Origin of the sequence: Curvivirga sp., from assembly GCF_965219885.1 — a bacterium.
In the GTDB taxonomy this organism is placed as follows: Bacteria; Pseudomonadota; Alphaproteobacteria; order UBA8366; family Aestuariispiraceae; genus Curvivirga.
The window spans coordinates 1,779,878-1,804,003 of record NZ_CBDCOT010000009.1; the positions used below are offsets into that span (position 1 = coordinate 1,779,878).

Here is a 24,126-nt window from a genome sequence, read left to right on the forward strand (position 1 = left end):
CATTCTGGCCCGGAGGGCCAAGGTTGCGGTTGAAGTCTTTTGCAAACCCCCCTACATCTTAATGATAGGCTTAACCGTATAAACATAACAAAAGCTGATTTAGGAGTGAAAGAAATCATGAAACTTCATCAAGTATTGGACCAACAAGGACAGGTTGCCCAATCTGGAAGCATAAAAGGAAATGCAATCACTGCTTTACCACGTGGTATGGTGATGGCGATTTTTACGACTTTGTTTACCGTTGCTTTGGCTGCCAGCAATATGGCGCATGCACGTGGCGCACCAGATGGATTTGCTGACCTCGCAGAACGTTTATTGCCATCTGTTGTAAATATTAAAGCAGTTCAAACATCTGTATCTGCCGAAGATGGACAAGCACAAGGTGGTTTCCAAAGCCCATTCCCACCAGGGTCCCCTTTTAATGAATTTCTTGAACAATTCCAAAATCGTGGTGGTGAAGCCCCACAAGCACGCCCGCGTCAATCTGCAGGTTCAGGTTTCATTATTGATTCCGATGGTATTGTGGTTACCAACCATCATGTGATTGATGGTGCTGATGAAGTATATGTTATCTTTAATGGTGAACGAGAAGAACATCGTGCTGAGGTTCTTGGTGCAGATCCTGGTGCGGATTTAGCAGTATTAAAGATCAAAGTTGATCGTGATTTGCCTGCGGTGAAATTTGGTGATTCAGATGTTGCCCGTATTGGTGACTGGGTTGTTGCGATCGGTAATCCATGGGGATTAGGCGGTACAGTGACAGCTGGTATTATCTCTGCACGTAGCCGTGATATTGATAGCCAATCTTTTGTCGATTATATCCAAACCGATGCACCGATTAACCAAGGTAACTCAGGTGGCCCATTGTTTAATATGGATGGTGATGTGATCGGTATTAACACTGCAATTTATTCCCGTACTGGCGGATCAATTGGTCTTGGTTTTTCTATCCCATCTAATCAAGCGAAAAAGATTGTTCAGCAGTTACAGGATGAAGGTAAAGTGAGCCGTGGCTGGTTGGGGGTTTCTATCCAAACCGTAGATGAGGAAATTGCAGAAGGCATGGGCCTTGGAAAGACACGAGGCGCATTGGTTTCTTCGGTGTTTGATGGAAGCCCAGCGTCTGATGCAGGTGTACAAAACGGTGATGTGATTATCGAATTCAATGATGTTGATGTGCCGGATGCAACAAGTTTACGTCGTGCCGTTGCGTCAACAGATGTTGGTAAGGAAGTGGATGTTGTTGTATGGCGTCGCGGTAAAAAGGAAACCTTACAAATTGAACTAGGTGAGCGTAACGAAGCGCAATTGGCAAGCTTGGGGAATTCTAACGGGAATGTGCCTGAAAGCCCTAATCAGGATCGTCTAGGTATGGCTTTATCTTCCCTAACACCAGAGAACCGCGCTGAATTTGGTGTGCCAGAAGATTTGGAGGGTATCTTGATTAAGGATGTGAAGCCTGAGTCTGATGCGGCATTAAAAGGTTTACGCCCGGGTGTGGTGATTGTTGCTGATGCAACAGGCCCAATCAAATCCATTAAGGATCTGGATGAGAAGATTGATCTGGCCGAAGAATATGGTCGTGAAACTGTTTTGTTACATGTTTGGAATGAAGGTGATATGCGTTTTGTTCCTGTCAAGATTGCTGAGAAGTAATCTATAAACTAACAAAATGACTCCTAAGATGAAGGCTGCGTCTTTGACGCGGCCTTTTCTTTTTTTACGAGTCTCTATAGAAGTTAGGCGCAATCAAAAAGAAAATGTTGGGGAAGTTGTTATGAAAGTCTATACCGTTGGTGGTTTGGTAGGTCTTGGGCATGGGGCGACTCATTGGATTATTGGGGCCTTTTATTTCCTACTTCCTTTCATCGCGGATGACCTGAATCTTTCCTATATAGAAGCAGGAGCTTTCGCTACAATTTTTCAAATTGCTTCCTTCTCAGCAAACATTATCAGCGGACCTGTTGTCGATATGACAGGGCGCCGCGTTCTATGGCAGGCAGCGTCCCTGTTAATAGGGACTGCAGCCTTGTTTTTTGTAAGTGAAGCCGCGGGATATGTTGGACTAGTGATCGCAATGGTGTTTATTGGCGCCACCAATAATCTATGGCATCCAGCAGCCATTTCATATCTATCTAATCGATTTAGAGATCAACGTGGTTTAGCGCTCTCTCTGCATGCATTGGGAGCAAATATCGGCGATGCGGTCGCACCATTGTTACTCGGTCCTGTGTTACTGATCATCACTTGGCGTGAAACCGCAGCTTGGGCATCTTTGCCACCTGTTATCGTTGCGATTGCATTGGTTTTGTTTTTAAAGCGCAGTCAAAAACAAGAAGCTAAATCTGCTACAACCCCGAAAGAAAGCAAGGTAAGTGGTAGCGATTATATTGCTGGCCTTAAAGCGTTATTGAAGAATAAGCTTGTTTTGATCCTGTGCGTTATGTCTGGTTTCAGAAATATGGCGCAACAAGGCCTATTGGTGTTTCTGCCACTTTATCTCTTGAATGATATGCAACTGTCGCCAGAGATGATGGGCCTTGCTTTGTTTGCTTTCCAAGGCGCTGGTATTATGGCGGCGCCAATTGCAGGTGGTTGGTCTGATAAAATCGGGCGTCGCCCCGTGGTGATGTCAGGTTTGGTTTTGACCACGGTGATTTTATTGGGGCTTACACTGCTTAATAACCCGATCGCATTCGTCATTGGTATTTCAATTATGGGTTTTGGATTATTTGCTATTCGTCCTGTGGTGCATAGCTGGCTTATGGATATGACACCAGACGAAATGGGAGGGTCTGCGACCTCACTGATGTTTGGTATTCAATCGCTATTGGCAATGGTTTCACCGATCATTGGTGGATATCTGGCAGATGAATATGGTTTGATTTCTGCCTTCTATTTCCTAGGCGGCGCTATGTTGATTGCCAATGTGATTGTGATGATTTTACCAAACGAAAAACCCGCTAACTAAACGACAGAGACGAATTCATTTTTGTGATAACCTTGGAAATAAAGCAAAGTTGTCATATCGCCAAAACGGATATTGAACGCCGCCTTTTCTTGAACAATTGGTTTGCCGTGAAAACCGACACCCATACCTGCAGCCTGAATCATATCAAGGTCATTGGCGCCATCGCCAATGCAACATGCAAGTTCGGATGTGATATCAAGTTTATCGCATAATTCTTCCATTGTATGCTGCTTACTGTCGCGTGCGAGAATGGGATCAATCACATTACCGGTCAGTGTGTTATCTTCAATTTCAAAAACATTGGCACGGGCTTCATTAAAGCCAAGCTTTGGCCCAACAATATCTGTTGTGAAGGTGAAGCCACCAGAAACCAAAGCACAATATGCACCATGTTTGATCATTGTTTTTACAGTTACTTCAGCTCCATCTGTATAAGGGATGTCTTCTAATACTTTTGACATGGCATCAGTCGATTGGCCTTTTAACAATGCAACGCGGGTACGAAGACTATCGGCAAAGTCTAGCTCACCGCGCATACTGCGTGCGGTGATTTCATTAACTTCTTCGCCAAAGCCTAAAATTTCTGCCAGATAATCCAAAGTTTCCAGTTGGATCATGGTGCTATCCATATCGGCTACAAGTAGTTTCTTGCGGCGATTTTCATTCTTTTGGATCGCAATATCTGTATTTGCTAGTGCGGTAAGTAACTTTTCTTCTAGCTCATCTTTGCTAACTGGTTCACAAGGAATAATTAGGTCACAGGCACGACCTTCATCTAGCCAGATGATTTGGCTATCTAGTCCAAGTAATGATTGGGCTTTCTTCACTTGATCGTTGGCGAGTTGGTTCTCTTTTGTTGCTACAAGTGTAACAGCCCAGCTGGTCATGATTTTATCCTGTCTGAAAATCTTTATAATAGAATTAAAAGGCAGATGCCCAAGATTTGCGGTAGCATATCTTTCAAGGCTTTAGCTGGCAACAAATGATCCTTATGTCATTGCAGTATATGCAAAGACGGACTAGATTGCCGCTAAAGATAAGAAGTAACAAACTTATGTCGGGAAAGAATAATGTCTCAAAAAATCTGGTCTATTTATCTATCTGGTGAAATCCATTCTGATTGGCGTGAACGTTTGATTGATGGTTCTGCAAAGGAAGGTTTGCCTGTTGAATTTGTATCTCCTGTAACCGTGCATGATGACAGTGACGATTGTGGGGTGGCTATTTTAGGCGAAGCCCCAAATGATTTCTGGAAAGATCAAATGGGCACCCGTGTGAACGCCATTCGTACACGCAACTTGATCCAGAATTGCGATATGGGTGTTGTACGTTTTGGTGATAAGTACAAACAATGGAATGCTGCATTTGATGCAGGGTATCTAGCTGCCCTTGGCAAGCCGTATGTAACTTTGCACAGTCCAGACATTAATCATCCCCTAAAAGAGGTTGATGGTGCGGCAAATGCAGTTGCAGAAACCCCGGAACAAGTTGTAAAAATCCTTAAATATGTGATTACGGGCGAACTTGATCGCGGTTAAGCATTCTATTGTAAGAGGCTAAAATTTATATGGCGGATATTCTGATCCTTGTCGGGCCAACTGCATCCGGTAAATCTTCTTTGGCGATGGCGATTGCCAAAGAGTTTTCTGGCGATGTGATTAATGCTGACTCAATGCAGGTATATAAGGATTTACGAGTTTTATCCGCCCGCCCCTCTGAGGCGGATGAGGCAGAGGTACCACATAAGCTTTATGGTGTTTTAGATGCGGATGAAACTTGTTCCGCCGCAAGTTGGCGTGATATGGCGGTTGAGGCGATCGAAGAAACGCTGGCCGCAGGACGACTTCCTATTGTCTGTGGTGGGACGGGGTTATATATCCAAGCGCTAACAGATGGCCTGAACCAGGTGCCACCTGTGGATGAAGATATCCGACATCAAGTACGTGACCTTCAAGCCCAAGATGTCGCGGCTCTCCATGCAGTACTTAAGGAAGCCGATCCAGATATCGCAGCACAGTTAAATGCCACAGATTCACAACGTATGGCCCGCGCCTTGGAAGTTATTCGATCCACTGGTAAATCCCTATTATGGTGGCAAGCCCAAGCGCCTATATGTACACCACCTGAAGGATGGACTTTCCATATATTGGCGTTGATCCCGCCGCGTGATGTTTTATATGATCGATGTAATCGACGTTTTGATTTGATGTTGGAAGAAGGGGCGTTGGAAGAGATTGCCGAATTGGAAAAAAGAAATCTTCCTGATACACTGCCTTGTATGCGGGCGTTGGGCGTGCCGGAATTGATTGCCTATACACGCGGTGAGATGAGTATAGAAGACGCTGCAGAAAAGACTCGTATGTTCACCCGCCGCTATGCGAAAAGACAAAATACTTGGATCAAAAATCAGATTATTTCAAAAAAATCTATAAATGCGCAATATTCGGAAAAATTACACCCTGAAATTTTTTCATTTATTCGAAAAACGGTCTTGACCGACCCCGAATAGGATCATAATCTGCGCCTCTATTTTGCAGTTGCGAGATTTCGGTTTCAAAATTGTAAAGCCTGAGGGTTTATCTCTCTCCCCTACGACTAAAGATGGCTAGATTGGGTTTTAACCCAAGGGGTATTTTTGTCCGAATTAGAGAGTGTTTTTATTAAAATTCCCGTCACATTTCATTTTAGACGGACAGAATAAGAGGTTGAAAAAAGGACATGAGCACAAATGCCATGAGTGGAGCCCAAATCGTCATCCAAGCCTTGAAGGATCAAGGCGTGGAAGTCGTCTTCGGATATCCAGGTGGTGCCGTGCTGCCAATTTATGACGCCCTGTTCCAACAGAACAATATTCGTCACGTATTGGTACGCCATGAACAAGGTGCTGTTCATGCGGCAGAAGGTTACGCCCGTTCTACAGGGAAACCTGGTGTCGTCCTCGTGACTTCTGGTCCTGGTGCGACAAACGCTGTTACAGGTTTAACGGATGCGTTGTTGGACTCTATTCCGATTATCTGCTTGTCCGGTCAGGTACCAACACAATTGATTGGTAATGATGCGTTTCAGGAATGTGATACAACAGGGATTACCCGCCCTTGTACAAAACATAACTATTTGGTGAAGCGTGTTGAAAAACTTGCCCCGACCTTGCATGAGGCATTTTATATCGCCACACATGGTCGTCCGGGTCCGGTTGTGATTGATATCCCGAAAGATGTTCAGTTTGCAGAAACTGAATATAACGGTCAGGTGTCTGCTGAACACAAAACCTATAAGCCAAAAGTGAAGACAGATATTGAAGATATCGAAGAAGCAGTTGATTTGCTTTTGAATGCCAAAAAGCCAATCATCTATGCGGGTGGCGGTGTTATTAATGCAGGACCTGCGGCTTCTCAGTTGCTTACCGAATTCACTGAAATGACCAATATTCCGATCACATTAACTTTGATGGGACTTGGTGCGTTTCCTGCGAATAAGCCGCAATTCCTTGGTATGTTGGGAATGCATGGAACCTATGAAGCAAACTGGACCATGCATGATTGCGATGTGATGTTATGTATCGGCGCGCGTTTTGATGACCGTATCACAGGTCGTGTTGACGCATTTTCACCGAATTCCACAAAGATTCATATCGATATTGATCGCAGCTCTATCAATAAAAACGTTCAGGTTGATTTGCCAATCGTTGGCGATGCAGGTCATGCCCTTGAAAGTTTGATCAAAGTTTGGAAATCCAAGCAGAAGAAAGTTGATGAATCTGCGTTGGATGCGTGGTGGAAACAGATCGATACTTGGCGTGCCAAGAAATGTTTGTCTTACAACCAGTCTGATGATGTGATTAAGCCACAATATGCGATCGAACGTCTTTACGAATTGTCTAAAGACAAGGATCCATTGATCACAACTGAGGTAGGTCAGCATCAAATGTGGGCCGCTCAACATTTCCATTTCCAACAGCCAAACCGTTGGATGACCTCTGGTGGTTTAGGTACTATGGGTTACGGCTTGCCTGCGGCTGTGGGCACGCAAATGGGGAATCCAGGGCGATTGGTAGTTGATATTTCTGGTGAGGCTTCTTTCTTGATGAATATGCAAGAAATGGGCACTGCGACCCAATATCGTCTGCCTGTAAAAGTATTTATCTTGAATAACCGCTATATGGGTATGGTGCGTCAGTGGCAGGAATTACTCCATGGTAGCCGTTACTCTGAATCCTATTCGGAAGCTCTACCGGATTTCGTTGGTTTGGCTGAGGCCTTTGGCTGGAAAGGTATTCGTACCAATGATCCAAAAGATCTGGATGCAACCATTCAGGAAATGATTGACTATGACGGTCCGGTTCTTTGTGAGATTGGCGTATGTGATCAGGAAAACTGTTATCCGATGATCCCATCAGGTGCAGCACATAACGATATGTTGTTGGGCCCTGTGGCCGAAGGTGAAGAAGCAATTGGCGACGCGGGTAAAATTCTGGTCTAAGGCCTTGGCTTTATAGATCAGATTTATCCAGTTACAGAAAAGTTAGATTAAGGAATTAGAAAAATGGCTATGGTTGATAAACGTAAAAACCAACCGGGTTCCGCCTATGATATTGTAATGACCCGCGAAGCAAAGCACCGTCACACATTTGCTGTGATCGTGGATAACGAACCGGGGGTGCTTGCCCGTGTTATCGGTCTTTTCTCTGGTCGTGGGTATAATATTGAGAGCTTGACCGTATCTTCGGTGAATGAAGAGGGGACAATTTCTCGTATCAATATTTCCACCAGCGGCACAGCAATGGTGATTGAACAAATTAAAGCTCAATTGGATCGTTTGGTTCCAATTCATGAAGTGCATGATTTGACCGTTGAAGGCCCGCATGTGGAAAAAGAATTGGCATTGGTAAAGGTGAAGGCATCTGAACATAATCGCCGTGAATCTTTGCGTATTGCCGATATCTATAACGCACGTGTTGCGGATACCACATTGGAAAGCTTTGTCTTTTTGATTGATGGTGATACTGAAAAGGTAAATAGCTTTATTGAATTGATGCGTGCTTTGGGCGACGTAGAAATTTCACGCTCCGGTGTGGTTTCCATCAGCCGTGGGTCCAAGGTGATCGAACTGTAAGGTTTCACCAATATCTGAATTAAGAGAGCCGCTCAGATTTGAGCGGCTTTTTTGTTATGAAATTCTATCTTGATTTGATCTGGTGTTGATAAGACTTGATGAAATAGTCGATATCAAGAATTTCTTTGCGGGTCGGATTGTAAAACTTGAAACCAGCGTGATTCTTTTTCTGCCAGATCTGCTCGGCTCTGCAAGTCACTTTCATTTCACGATTAGACAAGGTGAAGTTGAACTCGATATTGATAATTTCATTCGCTGCATTTGGTATGTTTATATCTTCAATCGCGAAACCAGAATGTGACAAGTCCGTTAGCTTATAGATGCATTCGTTTAGGGAAACTTCGATATCTTCAAGATGGATTCTTTCATCTCTACGTTTATCAGAAGTTAGGATTTTGTTCAGAATCATATGTTTGGTTTTCTAATTATTTTACAAGCGTAAGAAGATTAAATCGTTATTTCCTAATTAACGTAAGTTATGACTCAGGTAAATGGAAAAAATTACGAGAAAGAGATTGCGCATAAGATACTTGTAGATAATATTTGTGCCACAGCGGGAAAGCTAAAAAGAAAAATAATTATAAGTTATGGGTTCTGACGATTTGATCGTCAGGTTGGATAGTTATGTTCTTTTTTGCTTAAGGGGTTTTTATGCAAAAAATTAAATTAGGGGCTATCTCAATGATGGCCATGATGGCTTGTACATCTGCTGTACAAGCTGCAGACCTTGCTATGATTGAGGCGCGGCTGGCTGAATTAGAGGTTCTACAGGGGCATTTGGATCATGTTTGGACGACAATTGCAGCTTGTTTAGTGTTCTTTATGCAAGGTGGTTTCTTGTTGTTGGAAGCAGGCTTGGTTCGTTCCAAAAACTCAATCAATGTCGCGCAAAAAAACATTGCAGATATGGTTGTTGCAATCATCGTTTTTGGCGGCGTCGGCTACATGATTATGTTTGGTGACTCTGTTGGTGGCTTCTTTGGGATTGATGGGGAGTTATTCGCGTTTAACAAAGTGGATGACTGGGTATTCACCTTTTTCTTCTTTCAAGTGGTCTTTGTAGGTACTGCCGCTACAATTGTGTCTGGTGCTGTGGCGGAACGTATGAAATTTAATGGTTACCTGTTTATGACATTGGTGATTTCAGCACTAATTTATCCCGTATTTGGTCATATGGCTTGGGGCAATTTGTTAAACGGAGACAATGCAGCTTTTTTAGCTGATCAGGGTTTTATTGACTTTGCCGGGTCGACTGTTGTGCATTCTATCGGGGGGTGGATTGCCTTGGCAGGGGTGATTGTGATGGGCGCGCGTATCGGTCGCTTTGATGAAAATGGTAAACCGGTCCATATTCATGGTCATAGTCCTGTGTTAGCTACCATGGGGGCAATTATTCTTTGGATCGGATGGATCGGATTTAATGGTGGCTCCACAACAACTGGAAATCCCGCATTTGCTCATATTATTTCCAATACAATTATTGCAGGTGCCATGGGTGGCGGGGCTGTGATGTTAGCAGCTCGGGTGATGGATGGTGTATTTCGTCCGGATCGTTCTATCAATGGCGTGTTGGGCGGCTTAGTCGCCATTACAGCTGGTTGTGATAACGCAGAAATCTGGGGTGCTATATTCATTGGTGTAACGGGTGGTCTTATTGCTTTGGCAAGTCAAGAATTTATGGAGCGTAAGCTCAAACTGGATGACGCTGTTGGTGCGGTATCAGTTCATGGTGTTGCGGGGGCCTGGGGAACTATCATGATTGCCTTGGTTGCGCCGGCTGATACATTGCTTGCGGATAGTCGTCTGGAACAGCTATTGGTTCAGGTTGAAGGCGTTGTAATCGCATTTGTTTGGGCGTTTGGTCTAGGTTGGCTTGCATTTAAAACAATCGACAAGTTAAGCGGTGGTATTCGCGTTTCTCGTGATCATGAACTGCGTGGCTTGAATGAAGCAGAGCATGGCGCAACTTTGGGCACAGGTGAAATATTGAAGCATATGATGGCGTTTAGTCATGGTAATGCAGATATTGATGCACGTCTTGATGAAAATTCTTCTGATGAGGCGGGTGATTTAGGATATGCCTTCAATCGAGTGATGGATAACATTGGGTCTGCGATTAAACAAACAGCTTATAATGCGGATCAATTGGATAAGGCATCGGGCGAATTGCAAGGAATGGCGAGTAACCTTGAAGTGAAAACCGCAGAAGCAGCAAATATTAGTGGGCATGTTTATCAAAAAAGTACTGGAGTAAGTGAGAATGTACAATCTGTTGCAAATCACTTGTCAGATGTCCGGGAAACAACCGATCAGATTACTAACAGTACATCTTCGATGGAAGAAACTGTGCAAGTCGCAACAGAGGGCGCAAATCAAATTCGAGATGCTATTAGCGACATTGAACGCAATGCCACTGAGGCCCGTTCAATTGTAGACGAAGCCTTGCAGAAGTCCAATATGGCTTCCAACAATGTTGGCCAGCTTTCAGGGGCAGTTGCAGAGATCACAGATGTTCTTACCTTCATTGAAGAGGTCGCAGAACAGACTAATTTGTTGGCATTGAACGCAACGATAGAAGCGGCACGGGCTGGTGAAGCTGGGAAGGGTTTTGCGGTAGTTGCCAGCGAGGTGAAAGGGCTCGCCAATCAAACTGCAAGGGCTGTTGAGGAAATCCATGTCAAGATCAGCAAGGTTAAAGAGGAATCTGAAAATACTGTGAATGTAATTGAACAAACTGCAACAATCACAGGTAAAATGGGACGGTCGATGGAAGATATAAATATGGCTGTTTCCAATCAGATGAAAGCATCTGAAGAAATTGCCCTTCAGATGCAACAAGCCATGACAAATACGACTATGGTTGCCCAGGCAGTTGGACAAACAGTTGAAGCCATTCGTCAAGCAGAAGGACAAGCTTCTGCTGCTGCTGAAGGGGCCGCAGAGATGCGCGATGAAATTCGGCGTGCTGAAACATCTGTCACTGAAGCCCAAGAGACCGCGTCTGCTGTATCAAAGTCAGCAGATTTAGTGAAATCTGTCGCTAGGAAATTAAATTCAATAGTGAAGGCAATGGTGCAAGATCCAGATATGGCAGTTAAGCGCGCTGCATAATAATGTTGATGTATTATTAAATTTAGGGGGGCGGTACTGCTCCCCTTTTTATTCTGCCGCCACCTGATATTGATGGGATTTGATGAAATAGGCCAAGTCTTTGGTTTCACGATGCGTTAATTCAAAGAATTCGAAACCCGCTTTGTCTTGTCTATGCCAGATTAATTTTGCACGACAAGAAACCATCATCTCTCTATTCGCAAGAAAAAAGGTAAAATCCACATTCATAACTTGATCGGCAACTTCCGGGCGCAACTTGCCTTCGATAGCAAAACCCGTATGGGATAAATCCATAAGGTAATATTGCTTCTTGTTGAGAAAAACTTTCGTGCCGTCTAAATAGATGCGCACGTCATAGCGTTTCTCACTCTTAAACAAGTTATTTAAAAACAACATGATTGAGAAGTTTTCGCCTGTGTTACAATTATATGAAATTTCTTATGGAATCAGTTGTTAGCCGATGTTCGTTTCGGCGTAAATAAAATTCGACATAGAGTTTAGATGTATTTTAAAAAGGCTTTCAACCATTCAGTGCGGCATGAATAATTCGATACATACTTTGGCGATAATCTTCACGATCTTCGCACTTTAAAAGCAAACCCTTAGAGGACATCATCAGAAGAAAAGTTATATCCTCCGCTTCTTTTTTTGATGAGCATAAATTCTGATGAAATAAAAATTCGCTAATAGAATCTTCATAATGCGATACATGGCGTTCGTTGTTTTTATTCGTTAATCTTAACCCACGTTCTATGATGTCTCGACCATAGGTCGCCTGATGTAAATGATAGGCGTCACGTCCAGCCCATTGCATAAAAGCGGTTAAAAGGCAGTCTGTCGGTGAAATACCATCTGTGTGAAGAGCTTGTTCTGCTTTATATGTATTTTCTGCGATGTAAAGGCGCATTGCCCAATTAAAGGCCTCTTCATTATTCTCAAACTCTTTACGTAGACGATCTTTGCAAATTGTCGTTTCTTGTCCGAGATCCGCTTTTAGTGCGGCCTCGTAACCTCTATTTACAAAGAATGTAAGAATCTTTATGTGCTCTGGCATTTCAGTCATATTGTTAAAATGACGTGTTATTTATCATTTGAAAAGAAATTTTATTTCTAATTTTATGAAAAAAAATCGATAAAATTGCTTTGTCCTGCATGGAAAAGGCATTTTTCTATATTTTTTAGGAATCTTGGTTGCATCTATCGCGCGTCGGATATAGAACAAGCGCGGTTTTACTAATTTAAAGCTTCTTCTTATTCAAAAGAGGCGTGTTTCTTAACTTTATAAAGGGAAGTCGGATCATGCGCGTATATTATGACCGTGACGCAGACGTTAACTTGATCAAAGGCAAAAACGTTTTGATCGTAGGCTATGGTAGCCAAGGCCATGCACATGCAATGAACTTGCGTGACAGTGGTGTTGAAAATGTACGTATTGGTTTGCGTGCAGATTCTTCTACTCGTGCAAAGGCAGAAGCTTCTGGCTTCACATGCATGACTGCTGCTGAAGGTGCTGCATGGGCAGACGTTGTAATGATGTTGACACCTGATGAACTTCAAGGCGACATCTATGCAAACGATCTGCATGCGAACATGAAAGAAGGCGCTGCTCTGATGTTTGCTCATGGCTTGAACGTTCACTTCAACTTGATTGAGCCACGTGCTGATTTGGATGTATTCATGGTTGCACCTAAAGGCCCAGGCCACACAGTGCGTTCTGAATACCTAAAAGGTGGTGGTGTTCCAACATTGGTTGCGATCGCACAAGACAAAACAGGTAATGCAATGGACTTGGCGTTGTCCTATGCTTCTGCAAATGGTGGCGGCCGCGCTGGTATCATCGAAACAACATTCAAAGAAGAATGTGAAACTGACTTGTTTGGTGAACAAGTAGTTCTTTGTGGTGGTTTGGTTGAGTTGATCCGAGCTGGTTACGAAACATTGGTTGAAGCTGGTTATGCACCAGAAATGGCTTATTTCGAATGCTTGCACGAAACAAAACTTATCGTAGACTTGATCTACGAAGGTGGTATTGCAAACATGAACTACTCCATCTCCAACACAGCGGAATATGGTGAATATGTAACTGGTCCACGTATCATCACAGCTGAAACAAAAGCAGAGATGAAGCGTGTCCTGGAAGACATCCAAACAGGTAAATTCACACGTGACTTCATGTTGGAAAACAAAGTTAACCAAGCATCCTTTAAAGCGACACGTCGTTTGAATGACGCGCATCCAATTGAAGAAGTTGGTGACCGTCTACGTGCGATGATGCCTTGGATCAGCGAAAACAAAAAAGTGGACAAGGCTGTAAACTAATTTATTTGTTTGCTGACAAGTTCTAAAACCCCGCAGATTTCTGCGGGGTTTTTTATTATTTTTTATTTAATGATTATTTGCCTAGTCTATTGAATATACCTGTATTACTATGCGTTACTATAATACGGCACTACGATAGAAATAATAAAATAAGACCTTGAGGGAAGGCCTATGCGTGCAACGATTTTGCTCTTTTGCTTCAGTTTATTGGGGCAAGTTTCTTATGCTCAAACTCTCGATGAGTATTGGACCCTAAGTGAATATGAAACATTATATCCAAAGCAAACTGAACTTGGAGATGCATTTAATCAAGTTGTATGCAACGACGCGGAAGCTCTTCTTGTTGAGCAGCAAGAACGCGTTAAAATTCTGATGGTTTATCCGGGGGTGCAAGTTTCTGATTATTGGCGCCGAAGTGTTCGTTCCTTTGAGGCACGTATGCTAGAGCTTGGCGTTAGTTATCGGCTTGAATCCTATTTTACCAAGGCAGGGACGGAGCTTGCTTTGCAAGCAGATTTGTTGGCTGGTAGCATTGCAGACGAGCCGGATGTTTTAGTCTTTACGCTAGATGCAAAGCGTCATAAAGACATCATTAATCGTATTTTGATACGAGGTAAAACTAAGGTTGTTTTGCAAAATATTACAACGCCGCTTAAAGATTTTAAGGAACAACAACCATATATGTATGTGGGATTTGATCACTTAAAAGGGACAAGGATTTTAGCGGATAAATATTTGGAACGTTTTCCAGGTGGTGCGAAATATGCAGTATTATATGGATCACGTGGGTATGTTAGTAAGTTGCGTGGCGATGGTTTTATATCTTTTATGTCAGAGCATGAAAAAATGGAATTTGTCGGCGGTAAATATACGAACTTTGATCGGGAGAAATCCTCCATTGCTGCAATGGAGCTGCTTTCGGAACATCCAGACCTCGATTTTATTTATGCGGCTTCAACAGATATCGCACATGGCATAACTGATGCGCTGAAAGAATTAAATATGCTTGGAAAAGTCATTGTAAACGGATGGGGCGGTGGCAGTTCGGAAATTCAGGCAATGGCAGATGGTGAAATTGATTTCACCGTGATGCGTATGAACGATGATAACGGTGTGGCGATGGCAGAAGCTGTAAAACTGCTGATTGAGGGGCGTGAAGAGGAAGTCCCTCTCGTATATTCTGGTGAGATTAGACTTTTGGATGAGGCTGTTTCGGCCGAACAGATTCACGATATGCGTAACTTTGCATTTCGCTATTCGGACAAAATTGCAAAATAACCAATCTCTCCATTTTATAGTTAGGAATATTTTCGGCGATTATCAGAATGCGTGTCTATGGCAGAATAAAACGTTGCAGTTCCGTGTAAAACCTCGTAAACCCTAAATTGAAGCTATGTCTGATCGTATCTGTGACTATTTTCCTGTATTTTTATTACCTATTTGCGGTTTTAAATGAAATATAGTAAAGTATTCGCAAGTGTAGTTTAAAGCTTCGCAAGTAGTTTGAAATATTACATGATACGAACAGAGTTGGGGTTTAGGTTTTGAGGTGTGAAAACTTTTTGATTTTAAAGTTTTTTTGCCGTTCTTTTGCCGTAATTCCCTTGTAGCTATAGGATAGTTTTACTTTCGATGTGATTTTAGAGAACACATCAATTTATTAGGGATTTTGGAGGCTGCCGTCAGTCATGTTTTCACGACTTCTTGGGTTTTTATCTGCCGATATGGCGATCGATTTGGGTACGGCGAATACGCTGGTTTATGTGAAGGGCCGTGGGATCGTTTTGAATGAACCTTCTGTTGTTGCTATTGCAGAAGTAAAAGGCAAAAGACAAGTTTTGGCTGTTGGCGATGAAGCGAAATTGATGTTGGGTCGTACACCTGGCAATATTCAGGCTATTCGTCCATTACGTGACGGTGTGATTGCCGATTTCGATGTCGCCGAAGAAATGATCAAGCATTTCATTCGTAAAGTGCATAATCGTCGTAGTTTTGCGGCACCTCGAATTATCGTATGTGTACCTTCTGGTTCTACTGCGGTTGAACGTCGTGCCATTCAGGAGTCAGCTGAATCTGCGGGCGCGCGTGATGTATTACTTGTTGAAGAACCAATGGCTGCTGCGATTGGTGCAGGTTTGCCAGTGACGGAACCGACTGGTTCTATGGTCGTTGACATTGGTGGTGGTACAACTGAGGTCGCTGTCTTGTCTTTGGGTGGTATCGTCTATTCCCGCTCTGTACGTGTAGGTGGGGATAAAATGGATGAGGCCATTATTGCTTATATCCGTCGTAATCATAATCTGCTTGTTGGTGAAAGTTCGGCTGAGCGTATTAAGAAGTTGATCGGTTCTGCTTGTCCTCCGGAAGACGGGGATGGAGAAAGCATGGAAATAAAAGGTCGCGATTTGATGAATGGGGTACCTAAAGAGCTACACATTTCTGAACGTCAAATCGCTGAGAGCTTGGCTGAGCCTGTTGGTGCTATTGTGGAAGCGTGTAAAGTCGCTTTGGAGCAGACGCCACCAGAATTAGCTGCTGATATTGTGGATAAGGGTATCGTGCTAACAGGCGGTGGTGGTAACTTGCGTAATCTGGATTCTGTATTGCGCAATGCTACTGGATTACCGGTTTCTATTGCAGATGATGCATTAAGTTGTGTTGCTTTAGGTACGGGTCGTTGTCTGGAAGAGATGCGTACATTACGTAACGTTTTGATTAGTATGTATTAACAATAAAAAATCTTTAGGATTTTTTAATAAATATATACTACTATAGGTTTGTAAGAAGCCCGATTTTTCAGGAATCGGGTTTCTGGAATCCTAAATCAGGATTCATAGGAAGTTCATTAAAGGTAAGTAACGCGTAAAGGAAGTGTTAGTGAGAGCAAAACAAGGATCAGTTCCAAGAATTGCTGAAATCCGTGCTTTAATGCATCGGTTTGCTTTTTTACTTCTTTTAATGGGAGCTATTGCAGTGATGGTTCTTGGGCGTGCAGAACCTAAATTTTTTGAAAACGCACGTGATATTGTTACTGACTTTTCGGCACCTGTTTTGGATCTGATTTCTCGTCCTACTGCGACGATTGATCGTTGGGTGCAGGATGTACATGATTTGATTGCTCTTCGTGAAGAAAATGTACGTCTAAAGGCTGAAAACCAACGTTTGTTGCAATGGTTAACCCTGGCAAAACAATTACAACATGAAAATAAGGAATTGCAGAATCTGCTTTCCTTTAAGAGAGATGATATTTCTCGTTTTATTACAGGACGTGTGATCGGGAGTGGTAACGATTTCTATCATACTCTGATGCTTAATGTGGGTCTTGACGATGGTGTCCGTAAAGGCCAAGCTGCGGTTAATAACAAAGGTTTGGTTGGACGTGTTTATGCAACAGGACGAAATTCCAGCCGTATTTTACTTGTAAATGATATCAATAGCCGTATTCCGGTACGTATTGAAGAAACACGGGTGCGTGCGGTTCTTGCAGGTGAAAATGATAAGAGCCCGCGTTTAATTTATACCTCTGCGGATTCCGGTTTTGAGGTAGGACAACGTGTAATTACTTCTGGCCACGGAGGGGCATTTGCGCCGGGGATTCCTGTTGGTACTGTTTCTTCTGTTACCGAAGGCGGCGTGTTGGTTGATCTTTATGTTGATCCGGAAAATGCTGAGTATCTTCGATTAATGGATTTTGGATTGAATGGTATTTTGCCTGATACAGAGTGAACCTTCTGTCCGAATTGTTCATTTATTTATCCAAATCTATCTCTATTTTTTCCACTCAGACTCACCTATAATAAAGTTTGGCTAGTTATCCGGATTTTGACCTTCGATGATTTCACAAGAACAAACTATTTGGTCACGCATTGATCATTTTGCCCGTTCCAGTTTGCCTTTATTGGTAACTGTAATCGCGGTTATTCTTGGCGTTATTCCGCTGCACCTTCCTGATAGCGAAGTGATCAAGCCGATGTTGGTTCTGGCATGTGTATATTACTGGACAATTTATCGACCAGATCTAATGCCAATGTTTTTGGTGTTTATTATCGGATTATTTCAGGACTTATTATATGGCTCGCCTATTGGTATTTCTTCATTCGTATACTTAATTATTGCATTTCTTGTTGGAACCCAGCGTCGTTTCTTTCATGGGAAAACATTTGGTATCGTTTGGTGGGGATTTATGGTTGTTGCGGTTTTAGCAGCTTTTCTTTTTTGGGTCGTGTTTTGTATTCTCGTTAAAGATTATGTCAGTCCGATGTCTTTTATCTTTCGCTATTTGATGTCTTTGGCGTGGTTTCCAATTGCATTTGTAGTGATGGTGCTCGTTCATAAACTTATTCCACCAAGAGGTCAGTAAGGATGCGTATATGAAGCCGGAAAAAGATCGTGCTAAATTATTCAATCGACGTGCTGCTTTCTTGATCGGCGGGAAGCTCGCATTATTGTCCGGGTTGGCAGGTCGAATGTATTATCTGCAGGTGGTTGAGTCTGAGCGGTATAAACTGATGGCGGAAGATAACCGGGTGAATTTCCGACTTCTTCCACCATTACGTGGCTTTATCGTGGATAGAAGCGGCGATTATCTAGCTATTAATATTAAGAACTATCAAATTATTTTAGTGCCCGAGCAGGCGAATAATGAATCCACTGTAAATGATGTTTTAAGCAAACTTATCCAGCTTATCGATTTGGAAGATCATGAGATTAGAAGAATCTTAAAAGAGATTTCACGTCGTCGTGCTTTTGTTCCGGTAACCGTACGTCAAAATTTATCATGGGAAGATGTTAGTCGTCTTGTGGTAAATACCCCTGATTTACCAGGCGTTCATGTGGAAGTTGGTCAGACACGCCATTATCCTTATGCGGAAACCATGGCACATGTGTTGGGATATGTGGGCGCTGTTACTGAAAAAGAATTAACCGGTGATCCGCTACTTGAATTACCCGGGTTCAAAATTGGTAAGCGAGGTATTGAGAAAGTCCAAGATCTTGCCTTACGAGGAACAGGTGGTAATAGTAAAGTAGAAGTGAATGCGCTTGGCCGTGTGATTAAAGAACTTGAACGTGTCGAAGGTTTACCAGGCCATGAGTTGAAATTAACTCTTCTAATGCGCTTGCAAGATTATGTTGGGCAACGCGTAGAGAATGAAAAAGCAGCAGCTGTTGTGGTCATGGATGCCCATAATGGGGATGTCTTATCTTTAGTTTCCACGCCTTCTTTTGATCCGAATGCCTTTAGCGAAGGGTTAAAAACGGATGAATGGAATGACCTGATTAATAATCCATATAAGCCACTTACTAATAAGGCAATTGCGGGTCAATATGCGCCAGGATCTACATTTAAAATTGTTGTGGCGTTGGCAGCTTTAAAGCATGGCATCTCACCGGATTATAAGGTTTTTTGTCCTGGGCATATGGACGTTGGGGATCGTCGTTTTCATTGCTGGAAAAAACATGGGCATGGTCTCGTTAATTTAACGGACGCTATGCGTGGATCTTGTGATGTTTGGTTTTATGATGTTGCACGTAAAATAGGTGTAGATAAGATAGCAGAAATGGCATTCAAACTGGGCCTCGGTGAACGAAGTGGGCTTGGGTTAGACGGAGAACGTAAAGGTCTAATCCCAACAAAGGCGTGGAAAAAACGCGCTTTAAAACAAAGCTGGCATTTAGGAGAGACGCTTATCGCAGGCATCGGGCAAGGATATGTATTGGCAACACCTATGCAGTTGGCTGTCATGACAGCGCGTGTCGTAAATGGCGGTAAAGCTGTTGCTCCGCGTTTGACCCATCAAATGTTTGATGATGCAAATTTGATGGGTATTGAAGATGACGTTAGTTTTGAAAGTCTGGATATCCCTGAAGCACATTTGAAGATCGTTCGTGATTCAATGGATGAAGTTGTGAATCATCCCGAAGGAACCGCGCGTGGTTCAAAGATCACAATAGCCGGCCGCGAGATGGGCGGTAAAACAGGTACCAGTCAGGTACGCCGTATTAGTGAAGCAGAACGTGAAGCTGGTATCAGAAAAGGCGAAGATATTGAATGGCGTCTTCGTGATCATGCTTTGTTTGTTGGGTATGCGCCTGTAGATAACCCACGCTTTGTTGTAAGTGTCATCGTTGAACATGGTGGCGGAGGGTCTAAAGCTGCAGCCCCAATTGCACGGGATGTATTGTTGAAAGCTCAAGAGTTAATGGCTGAGTCTGAAGCTGAAGCACAAGAAGCTCAGGCAAATACTAAGACCAAAGAGATTTAGGGAAGAGATAATGGCGAGCGAAATCGGCAAAAAAGAACTCACCCTTACCCAGAAATTCTGGCAACTAAATTGGGGATTGATACTTATTATTTCTTTGGTGGCAAGCGTTGGTTTTGCCATGCTTTATTCTGCAGCTGAAGGAAGTTGGGATCCATGGGCCTCACGTCAAGCGCTACGTTTTGGCATGGGGTTCTTCTTAATGGTCGTCATTGCTGTTGTTGATATCAAATTCTGGATGCGGCTTTCCTATATTTTATACGGTATCGGTTTTTTACTCTTAGTCGCAGTGGAAGTTTTTGGTCAGGTCGGGATGGGCGCCCAACGCTGGATTGACTTAAAGGTTATCGTGCTTCAACCCTCAGAAATTATGAAAATTGCGTTGGTATTGGCTTTGGCGCGATATTTCCATGGTATCCCCATAGAGGATATTGGACGTATCCGTACCTTGATTATCCCCTTGTTGTTGGTGTTTTTGCCGATTGGTCTGATCTTAAAACAACCTGACCTTGGTACATCTTTAATGTTAGTAGCTGGTAGTGGCGTGATCTTCTTTCTGGCAGGTGTACGGATTTGGAAATTTGCATTGGTGATTGTCGGTGTGTTGGCATCTTTACCTGTCGCTTGGAACTATCTTCACCCTTATCAGCAAAACCGGGTATTGACCTTTCTTGATCCAGAGCGAGATCCTTTAGGGGCAGGTTATCATATTATGCAATCTAAAATCGCTATGGGGGCAGGCGGCATGTTTGGCAAAGGGTTTATGCAAGGGTCTCAAAGCCAGTTGAAATTCCTTCCCGAAAAGCAAACCGATTTTATATTCACCATGTTGGCAGAGGAAATCGGACTTGTTGGTGGTTTAGGATTGATGGGGCTTTATGCGCTATTGATGATCTATGGAACCTTCATTGCTGTGCGTTGTCGCAATCACTTTGGCCGTTTGACGGCATTAGGGGTAACGACAACCTTCTCGCTTTACGCTTTTATTAATATCGCGATGGTTATGGGCGTTATTCCTGTGGTTGGTGTACCTCTTCCGATGGTTTCATATGGTGGTACAGCGATGTTAACCGTGATGATCGGCTTCGGATTGCTGATGAACTGTTACGTGCATCGTGACATGCGTATTCCAAGAAACTGGCGCGAAATGTAATTGTTGTATTAAGATAAAAGACTAAGAAATAAAAAGCCGGATTGAGTGAGTATCAATCCGGCTTTTCATATTTCAATATAAAATTTTTGGTTAACTTCTAACTTGTCGCAAATTGGATCACATAGAAGATAATAGCTGCTAAGCTTGCAGATGCAGGCACGGTAATAATCCATGCTGACGCAATCTTTAAAGCCGCAGAACGTGCAACCAGTTCGTTTTTATAGGTCTGCTTAAGTGCCTTACGGTCTTTTTTGGAAAGTCCCATACGCTTACCTTTGGCTTTAAGGTTACGCATCATTTTGCCTTTTTCTTTGAAGTCGGCATCTTCAAAATCTTCAAGGAAGGCATCTAAAGCATAGGATTCTTCATCTGCATAATGTGCTTTTATCTTGGCAATCTTTTTATGGTAATTCCTTTTAATTGCTTCACGTAGGAAACCAACACCAAATACTGCGCCAATGGCCACATGTGTGGAACTTACAGGCAGTCCAAGCTGGCTTGCAATGATCACCGTGATTGAGGCGGCCATCGCGATGCAGAAAGCACGTGTTTGATCTAGTTCTGTGATCTCGGATCCAACTGTGCGGATAAGTTTTGGACCATATAATGCAAGCCCTAAAGCAATGCCGATTGCACCAACAAGCATTACCCAAAGAGGAATAGAAGCTTTTGTACTAATCTCACCATGGATAAGTGAATCTGTAATCGCAGCTAACGGACCAACGGCATTGGCGACGTCATTCGCACCATGGGCAAAACTTAAGAGAGCTGCTGCGAAAATTAAAGGAATAGTGAAAAGCTTGTTGATGCTTTTCTTTGTGTTCTCCAAATTTTCTGAGGCACGACGGATCATTGGTTTTACAATCGCATAAATAACTGCAGCAATCCCGAAACCGTAAAGAACAGCCATATCAAAGTCTATCTTAACGATTTTCTTTAGGCCCTTCATGATCAAATAGGTACTGAATGCCCATGCCATAATCGCTATCAGAATAGGGACCCATTTCCGTGCGGATTTAATTCGGTCGCGTTTATAGTTAATCCGGTGTTTGATAAGCATTAAGAAGCCTGCTGCAATCAATCCACCTAAAACAGGTGAAATAAACCAACTGGCCGCGATAGATCCCATCTGACTCCAATTTGCAACATTGATACCGCCTGCAGCTATGCCTGCCCCTAAAACGCCACCAACGATAGAGTGGGTGGTCGATACGGGGAGGCCATAATATGTCGCGAAGTTAAGCCATAATGCACCAGCCAATAAAGCTGACATCATGAGCCAGATAAAGGTCGCTGAATCAGAGATTGCAGAGGGGTCAATGATCCCTTTTTTGATCGTTGAAACAACATCACCACCTGCGATTATAGCGCCTGCGGCCTCGAATATTGCAGCAATGATAATTGCCGCACCCAAGGTAAGGGTTTTAGAACCAACGGCAGGACCAACATTATTTGCTACATCATTGGCACCAATATTCATCGCCATATAAGCGCCAATAACGCCGGCAACAATTAGGAGGTGACCATTTTCAATACCTGTAGACAGGAATTCAGTATAGATTGTGATCAGGACAATAAAGACCGCAGCCACGGCAAGTCGTAACATTTCACGACGTCGGTTTGAGGTTACGTTCTGAAATTCATTCAGCGTGTTCATATCGCTCGTGAGTCTCTCAATTAAATCATTATCAACGGAATTTATATTAGCTATCTATTTCACCAATAGCTTATTTGTGGCTATTGGTATCGTGATGAGAGGTGAGTTGCAATAAAAAATACATAAAACAATTTCCCATATTCCTTGGTTTCCTTGAAAAAGAGGCTTAATTGCATTTGCATTCCTTTGTGGATTTCAGTAGATGGAAATAAATATTCTTTTAACTGAGGGTCAAATGTTCGAAAATTACGTTGAAAGCTATTATAGCCAAACATGTGTATCATCTGATTATCCCGTGCAGGAAGGCGATCAGTCCATAGATATCTGTGTAATTGGGGGCGGTTTAGCCGGTTTGAATACCGCATTAGGCTTGGCGCAACGTGGTAAATCAGTCATTTTGATCGAAGCCAATAAGATAGGCTGGGGCGCTTCAGGGCGCAATGGTGGTTTTGTATCGGGCGGCTTTAATCGTGACAAAGATTTTCTGATCCGGAAGATTGGTCATGATAATATGATGGCTATGCATAAGCTGGATCAGGATGCCTTAAATTTGGTGCGTGAACGGGCAAGTAATGCAGAAATAGATTGTCAGGTGGTTCATGGTAATATCGAAGGTTATCTATGGGACCAATCCCAAACAGCCCCACAGGAACTTGTAAAAAGTAATGAAGAGTTTGGTACTAACTATGAGTATTGGGATATAGGAAAAACTCAACATCATTATAAAACGAAAGCGTATAAAGGGGCTCGTTTTAATCCGGATGCTTTTCATTTTCATCCTTTGAATTACTCCCTCAATATCGCGCAGTTAGCTAAAAAAGCGGGGGTTGAAATTTATCAAGATAGCCCCGCCTTAAAAATCAATGATAAGGGCGGGCAAGTTATTGTTGAAACACCAAAAGGAAAGATTAAATCAAATCAGATTGTTTTGACCTGTAGTGGCTATATTAAAAACCTATATCCAAAGCTTAGTCAGGCAACCATGCCGATCACCACATATGTGCTAGTGACAGAGCCCTTAGGAGATCGTTTGCAAGAAACAGTTACGGATCTTGCTTATTCCGTGATTGATGAGCGTATCTCATGTGATTATTGGCGTCCTATTCCAGATCGATCAACGCGTATTTTATGGGGAGGACGTATTACGGCTTTCCCGGTTGCGCCACATAAAGTTGCTGAAATTATGCGTAAATCTATGCTGCGTGTTTATCCGCATTTAGCGGATGTGAAGATTGAAACATCATGGTCAGGTAAAATGGCCTATGCCAGCCATCGTATGCCTATGATTGGAAAGATTAATGATCAAGTTTGGTATAATACTGGATTTGGCGGACATGGTATGGCCGCAACTACAATGGGTGGTGAAGTTATCGCACGGGCGCTTTCGGAAGGTAGTGAAGATTACAAGTTATTCCAAACATTTGGATTGCCTTATGCAGGAAGCTTTCTTGGTCCGGTTGCAGCACAAGCTTATTACGTGATGAAATACCTGCAAGATGAATATAAAATCTGGCGAGGATAAATTAAAAAAGCCGCAGAAAAT

At 42.9% G+C, this 24,126-nt stretch carries 20 protein-coding genes; 15 read left to right on the top strand and 5 right to left on the bottom strand.

Going from position 1 to position 24,126, the window contains the following annotated elements; genetic code table 11:
* Positions 1-117: 117 nt before the first annotated feature.
* Together ACOQOA_RS13895 and ACOQOA_RS13900 are read left to right on the top strand one after the other, a co-directional pair.
* Positions 118-1,656: a Do family serine endopeptidase gene (locus ACOQOA_RS13895; RefSeq protein ID WP_420549218.1), complete on the top strand. Its 1,539-nt coding sequence runs from the start codon at positions 118-120 to the stop codon at positions 1,654-1,656.
* Positions 1,657-1,777: 121 nt separating this feature from the next.
* Entirely contained in the window at positions 1,778-2,971 is a 1,194-nt protein-coding gene (locus tag ACOQOA_RS13900) for an MFS transporter (RefSeq protein ID WP_420549219.1), read from the top strand.
* Here ACOQOA_RS13900 and serB read toward each other — a convergent pair.
* Positions 2,968-3,858 (bottom strand): phosphoserine phosphatase SerB, encoded by an 891-nt coding sequence (gene serB, locus ACOQOA_RS13905; RefSeq protein WP_420549220.1) that lies wholly within the window; start codon positions 3,856-3,858, stop codon positions 2,968-2,970. The genes ACOQOA_RS13900 and serB overlap by 4 nt on opposite strands.
* A 183-nt stretch (positions 3,859-4,041) precedes the next feature.
* Here serB and ACOQOA_RS13910 point away from each other — a divergent pair, with 183 nt between their 5' ends.
* From ACOQOA_RS13910 to ilvN, 4 genes are all read left to right on the top strand, one after another.
* Positions 4,042-4,509 (top strand): YtoQ family protein, encoded by a 468-nt coding sequence (locus ACOQOA_RS13910; RefSeq protein ID WP_420549221.1) that lies wholly within the window; start codon positions 4,042-4,044, stop codon positions 4,507-4,509.
* Between the two features lie 29 nt (positions 4,510-4,538).
* A complete protein-coding gene (gene miaA, locus ACOQOA_RS13915; protein WP_420549222.1) occupies positions 4,539-5,480 on the top strand; it encodes a tRNA (adenosine(37)-N6)-dimethylallyltransferase MiaA in 942 nt (313 codons plus the stop codon).
* A 209-nt stretch (positions 5,481-5,689) separates the two neighbouring features.
* Positions 5,690-7,450 (top strand): acetolactate synthase 3 large subunit, encoded by a 1,761-nt coding sequence (locus ACOQOA_RS13920; RefSeq protein ID WP_420549223.1) that lies wholly within the window; start codon positions 5,690-5,692, stop codon positions 7,448-7,450.
* 117 nt (positions 7,451-7,567) lie between these two features.
* Positions 7,568-8,083, top strand: a complete 516-nt coding sequence (ilvN, locus tag ACOQOA_RS13925) for an acetolactate synthase small subunit (RefSeq protein WP_155154914.1) — start codon at positions 7,568-7,570, stop codon at positions 8,081-8,083.
* 64 nt (positions 8,084-8,147) lie between these two features.
* Here ilvN and ACOQOA_RS13930 read toward each other — a convergent pair whose 3' ends face one another.
* The gene (locus ACOQOA_RS13930) at positions 8,148-8,492 is read right to left on the bottom strand and encodes a hypothetical protein (protein WP_420549224.1); all 345 of its coding nucleotides are present in this window, start codon (positions 8,490-8,492) and stop codon (positions 8,148-8,150) included.
* A 242-nt stretch (positions 8,493-8,734) separates the two neighbouring features.
* Here ACOQOA_RS13930 and amt point away from each other — a divergent pair, with 242 nt between their 5' ends.
* Entirely contained in the window at positions 8,735-11,194 is a 2,460-nt protein-coding gene (amt, locus tag ACOQOA_RS13935) for an ammonium transporter (protein ID WP_420549225.1), read from the top strand.
* Between the two features lie 48 nt (positions 11,195-11,242).
* Here the strand turns inward: amt and ACOQOA_RS13940 are convergent, their stop codons facing one another.
* Positions 11,243-11,590: a PilZ domain-containing protein gene (locus ACOQOA_RS13940; RefSeq protein WP_420549226.1), complete on the bottom strand. Its 348-nt coding sequence runs from the start codon at positions 11,588-11,590 to the stop codon at positions 11,243-11,245.
* A gap of 124 nt (positions 11,591-11,714) precedes the next feature.
* Positions 11,715-12,248 carry a hypothetical protein gene (locus ACOQOA_RS13945; protein ID WP_420549227.1) on the bottom strand — a complete coding sequence of 178 codons (534 nt, stop codon included), beginning with the start codon at positions 12,246-12,248 and terminating at the stop codon, positions 11,715-11,717.
* 245 nt (positions 12,249-12,493) lie between these two features.
* Between ACOQOA_RS13945 and ilvC the strand changes: the two genes are divergently transcribed.
* The 7 genes from ilvC to rodA all read left to right on the top strand — a co-directional run bounded on the left by ilvC (position 12,494) and on the right by rodA (position 20,926).
* Complete coding sequence (ilvC, locus tag ACOQOA_RS13950) at positions 12,494-13,513, top strand: ketol-acid reductoisomerase (protein WP_420549228.1); 1,020 nt, start codon at positions 12,494-12,496, stop codon at positions 13,511-13,513.
* A 171-nt stretch (positions 13,514-13,684) separates the two neighbouring features.
* Positions 13,685-14,791, top strand: coding sequence for a substrate-binding domain-containing protein (locus tag ACOQOA_RS13955; RefSeq protein ID WP_420549229.1), 1,107 nt, complete (start codon positions 13,685-13,687; stop codon positions 14,789-14,791).
* Between the two features lie 410 nt (positions 14,792-15,201).
* A complete protein-coding gene (locus tag ACOQOA_RS13960; protein ID WP_155152964.1) occupies positions 15,202-16,242 on the top strand; it encodes a rod shape-determining protein in 1,041 nt (346 codons plus the stop codon).
* A gap of 148 nt (positions 16,243-16,390) precedes the next feature.
* Positions 16,391-17,239 carry a rod shape-determining protein MreC gene (gene mreC / locus ACOQOA_RS13965; RefSeq protein ID WP_420549230.1) on the top strand — a complete coding sequence of 283 codons (849 nt, stop codon included), beginning with the start codon at positions 16,391-16,393 and terminating at the stop codon, positions 17,237-17,239.
* Positions 17,240-17,345: 106 nt separating this feature from the next.
* Positions 17,346-17,873 carry a rod shape-determining protein MreD gene (mreD, locus tag ACOQOA_RS13970; RefSeq protein ID WP_420549231.1) on the top strand — a complete coding sequence of 176 codons (528 nt, stop codon included), beginning with the start codon at positions 17,346-17,348 and terminating at the stop codon, positions 17,871-17,873.
* Positions 17,874-17,883: 10 nt separating this feature from the next.
* Positions 17,884-19,776, top strand: a complete 1,893-nt coding sequence (mrdA, locus tag ACOQOA_RS13975) for a penicillin-binding protein 2 (RefSeq protein ID WP_420549232.1) — start codon at positions 17,884-17,886, stop codon at positions 19,774-19,776.
* Between the two features lie 10 nt (positions 19,777-19,786).
* Positions 19,787-20,926: a rod shape-determining protein RodA gene (gene rodA, locus ACOQOA_RS13980; protein ID WP_420549233.1), complete on the top strand. Its 1,140-nt coding sequence runs from the start codon at positions 19,787-19,789 to the stop codon at positions 20,924-20,926.
* A 97-nt stretch (positions 20,927-21,023) separates the two neighbouring features.
* Here rodA and ACOQOA_RS13985 read toward each other — a convergent pair whose 3' ends face one another.
* Complete coding sequence (locus ACOQOA_RS13985) at positions 21,024-22,583, bottom strand: inorganic phosphate transporter (protein ID WP_420549234.1); 1,560 nt, start codon at positions 22,581-22,583, stop codon at positions 21,024-21,026.
* Positions 22,584-22,818: 235 nt separating this feature from the next.
* Here ACOQOA_RS13985 and ACOQOA_RS13990 point away from each other — a divergent pair, with 235 nt between their 5' ends.
* Entirely contained in the window at positions 22,819-24,105 is a 1,287-nt protein-coding gene (locus tag ACOQOA_RS13990; RefSeq protein ID WP_420549235.1) for an NAD(P)/FAD-dependent oxidoreductase, read from the top strand.
* The last annotated feature ends 21 nt before the right edge of the window (positions 24,106-24,126 follow it).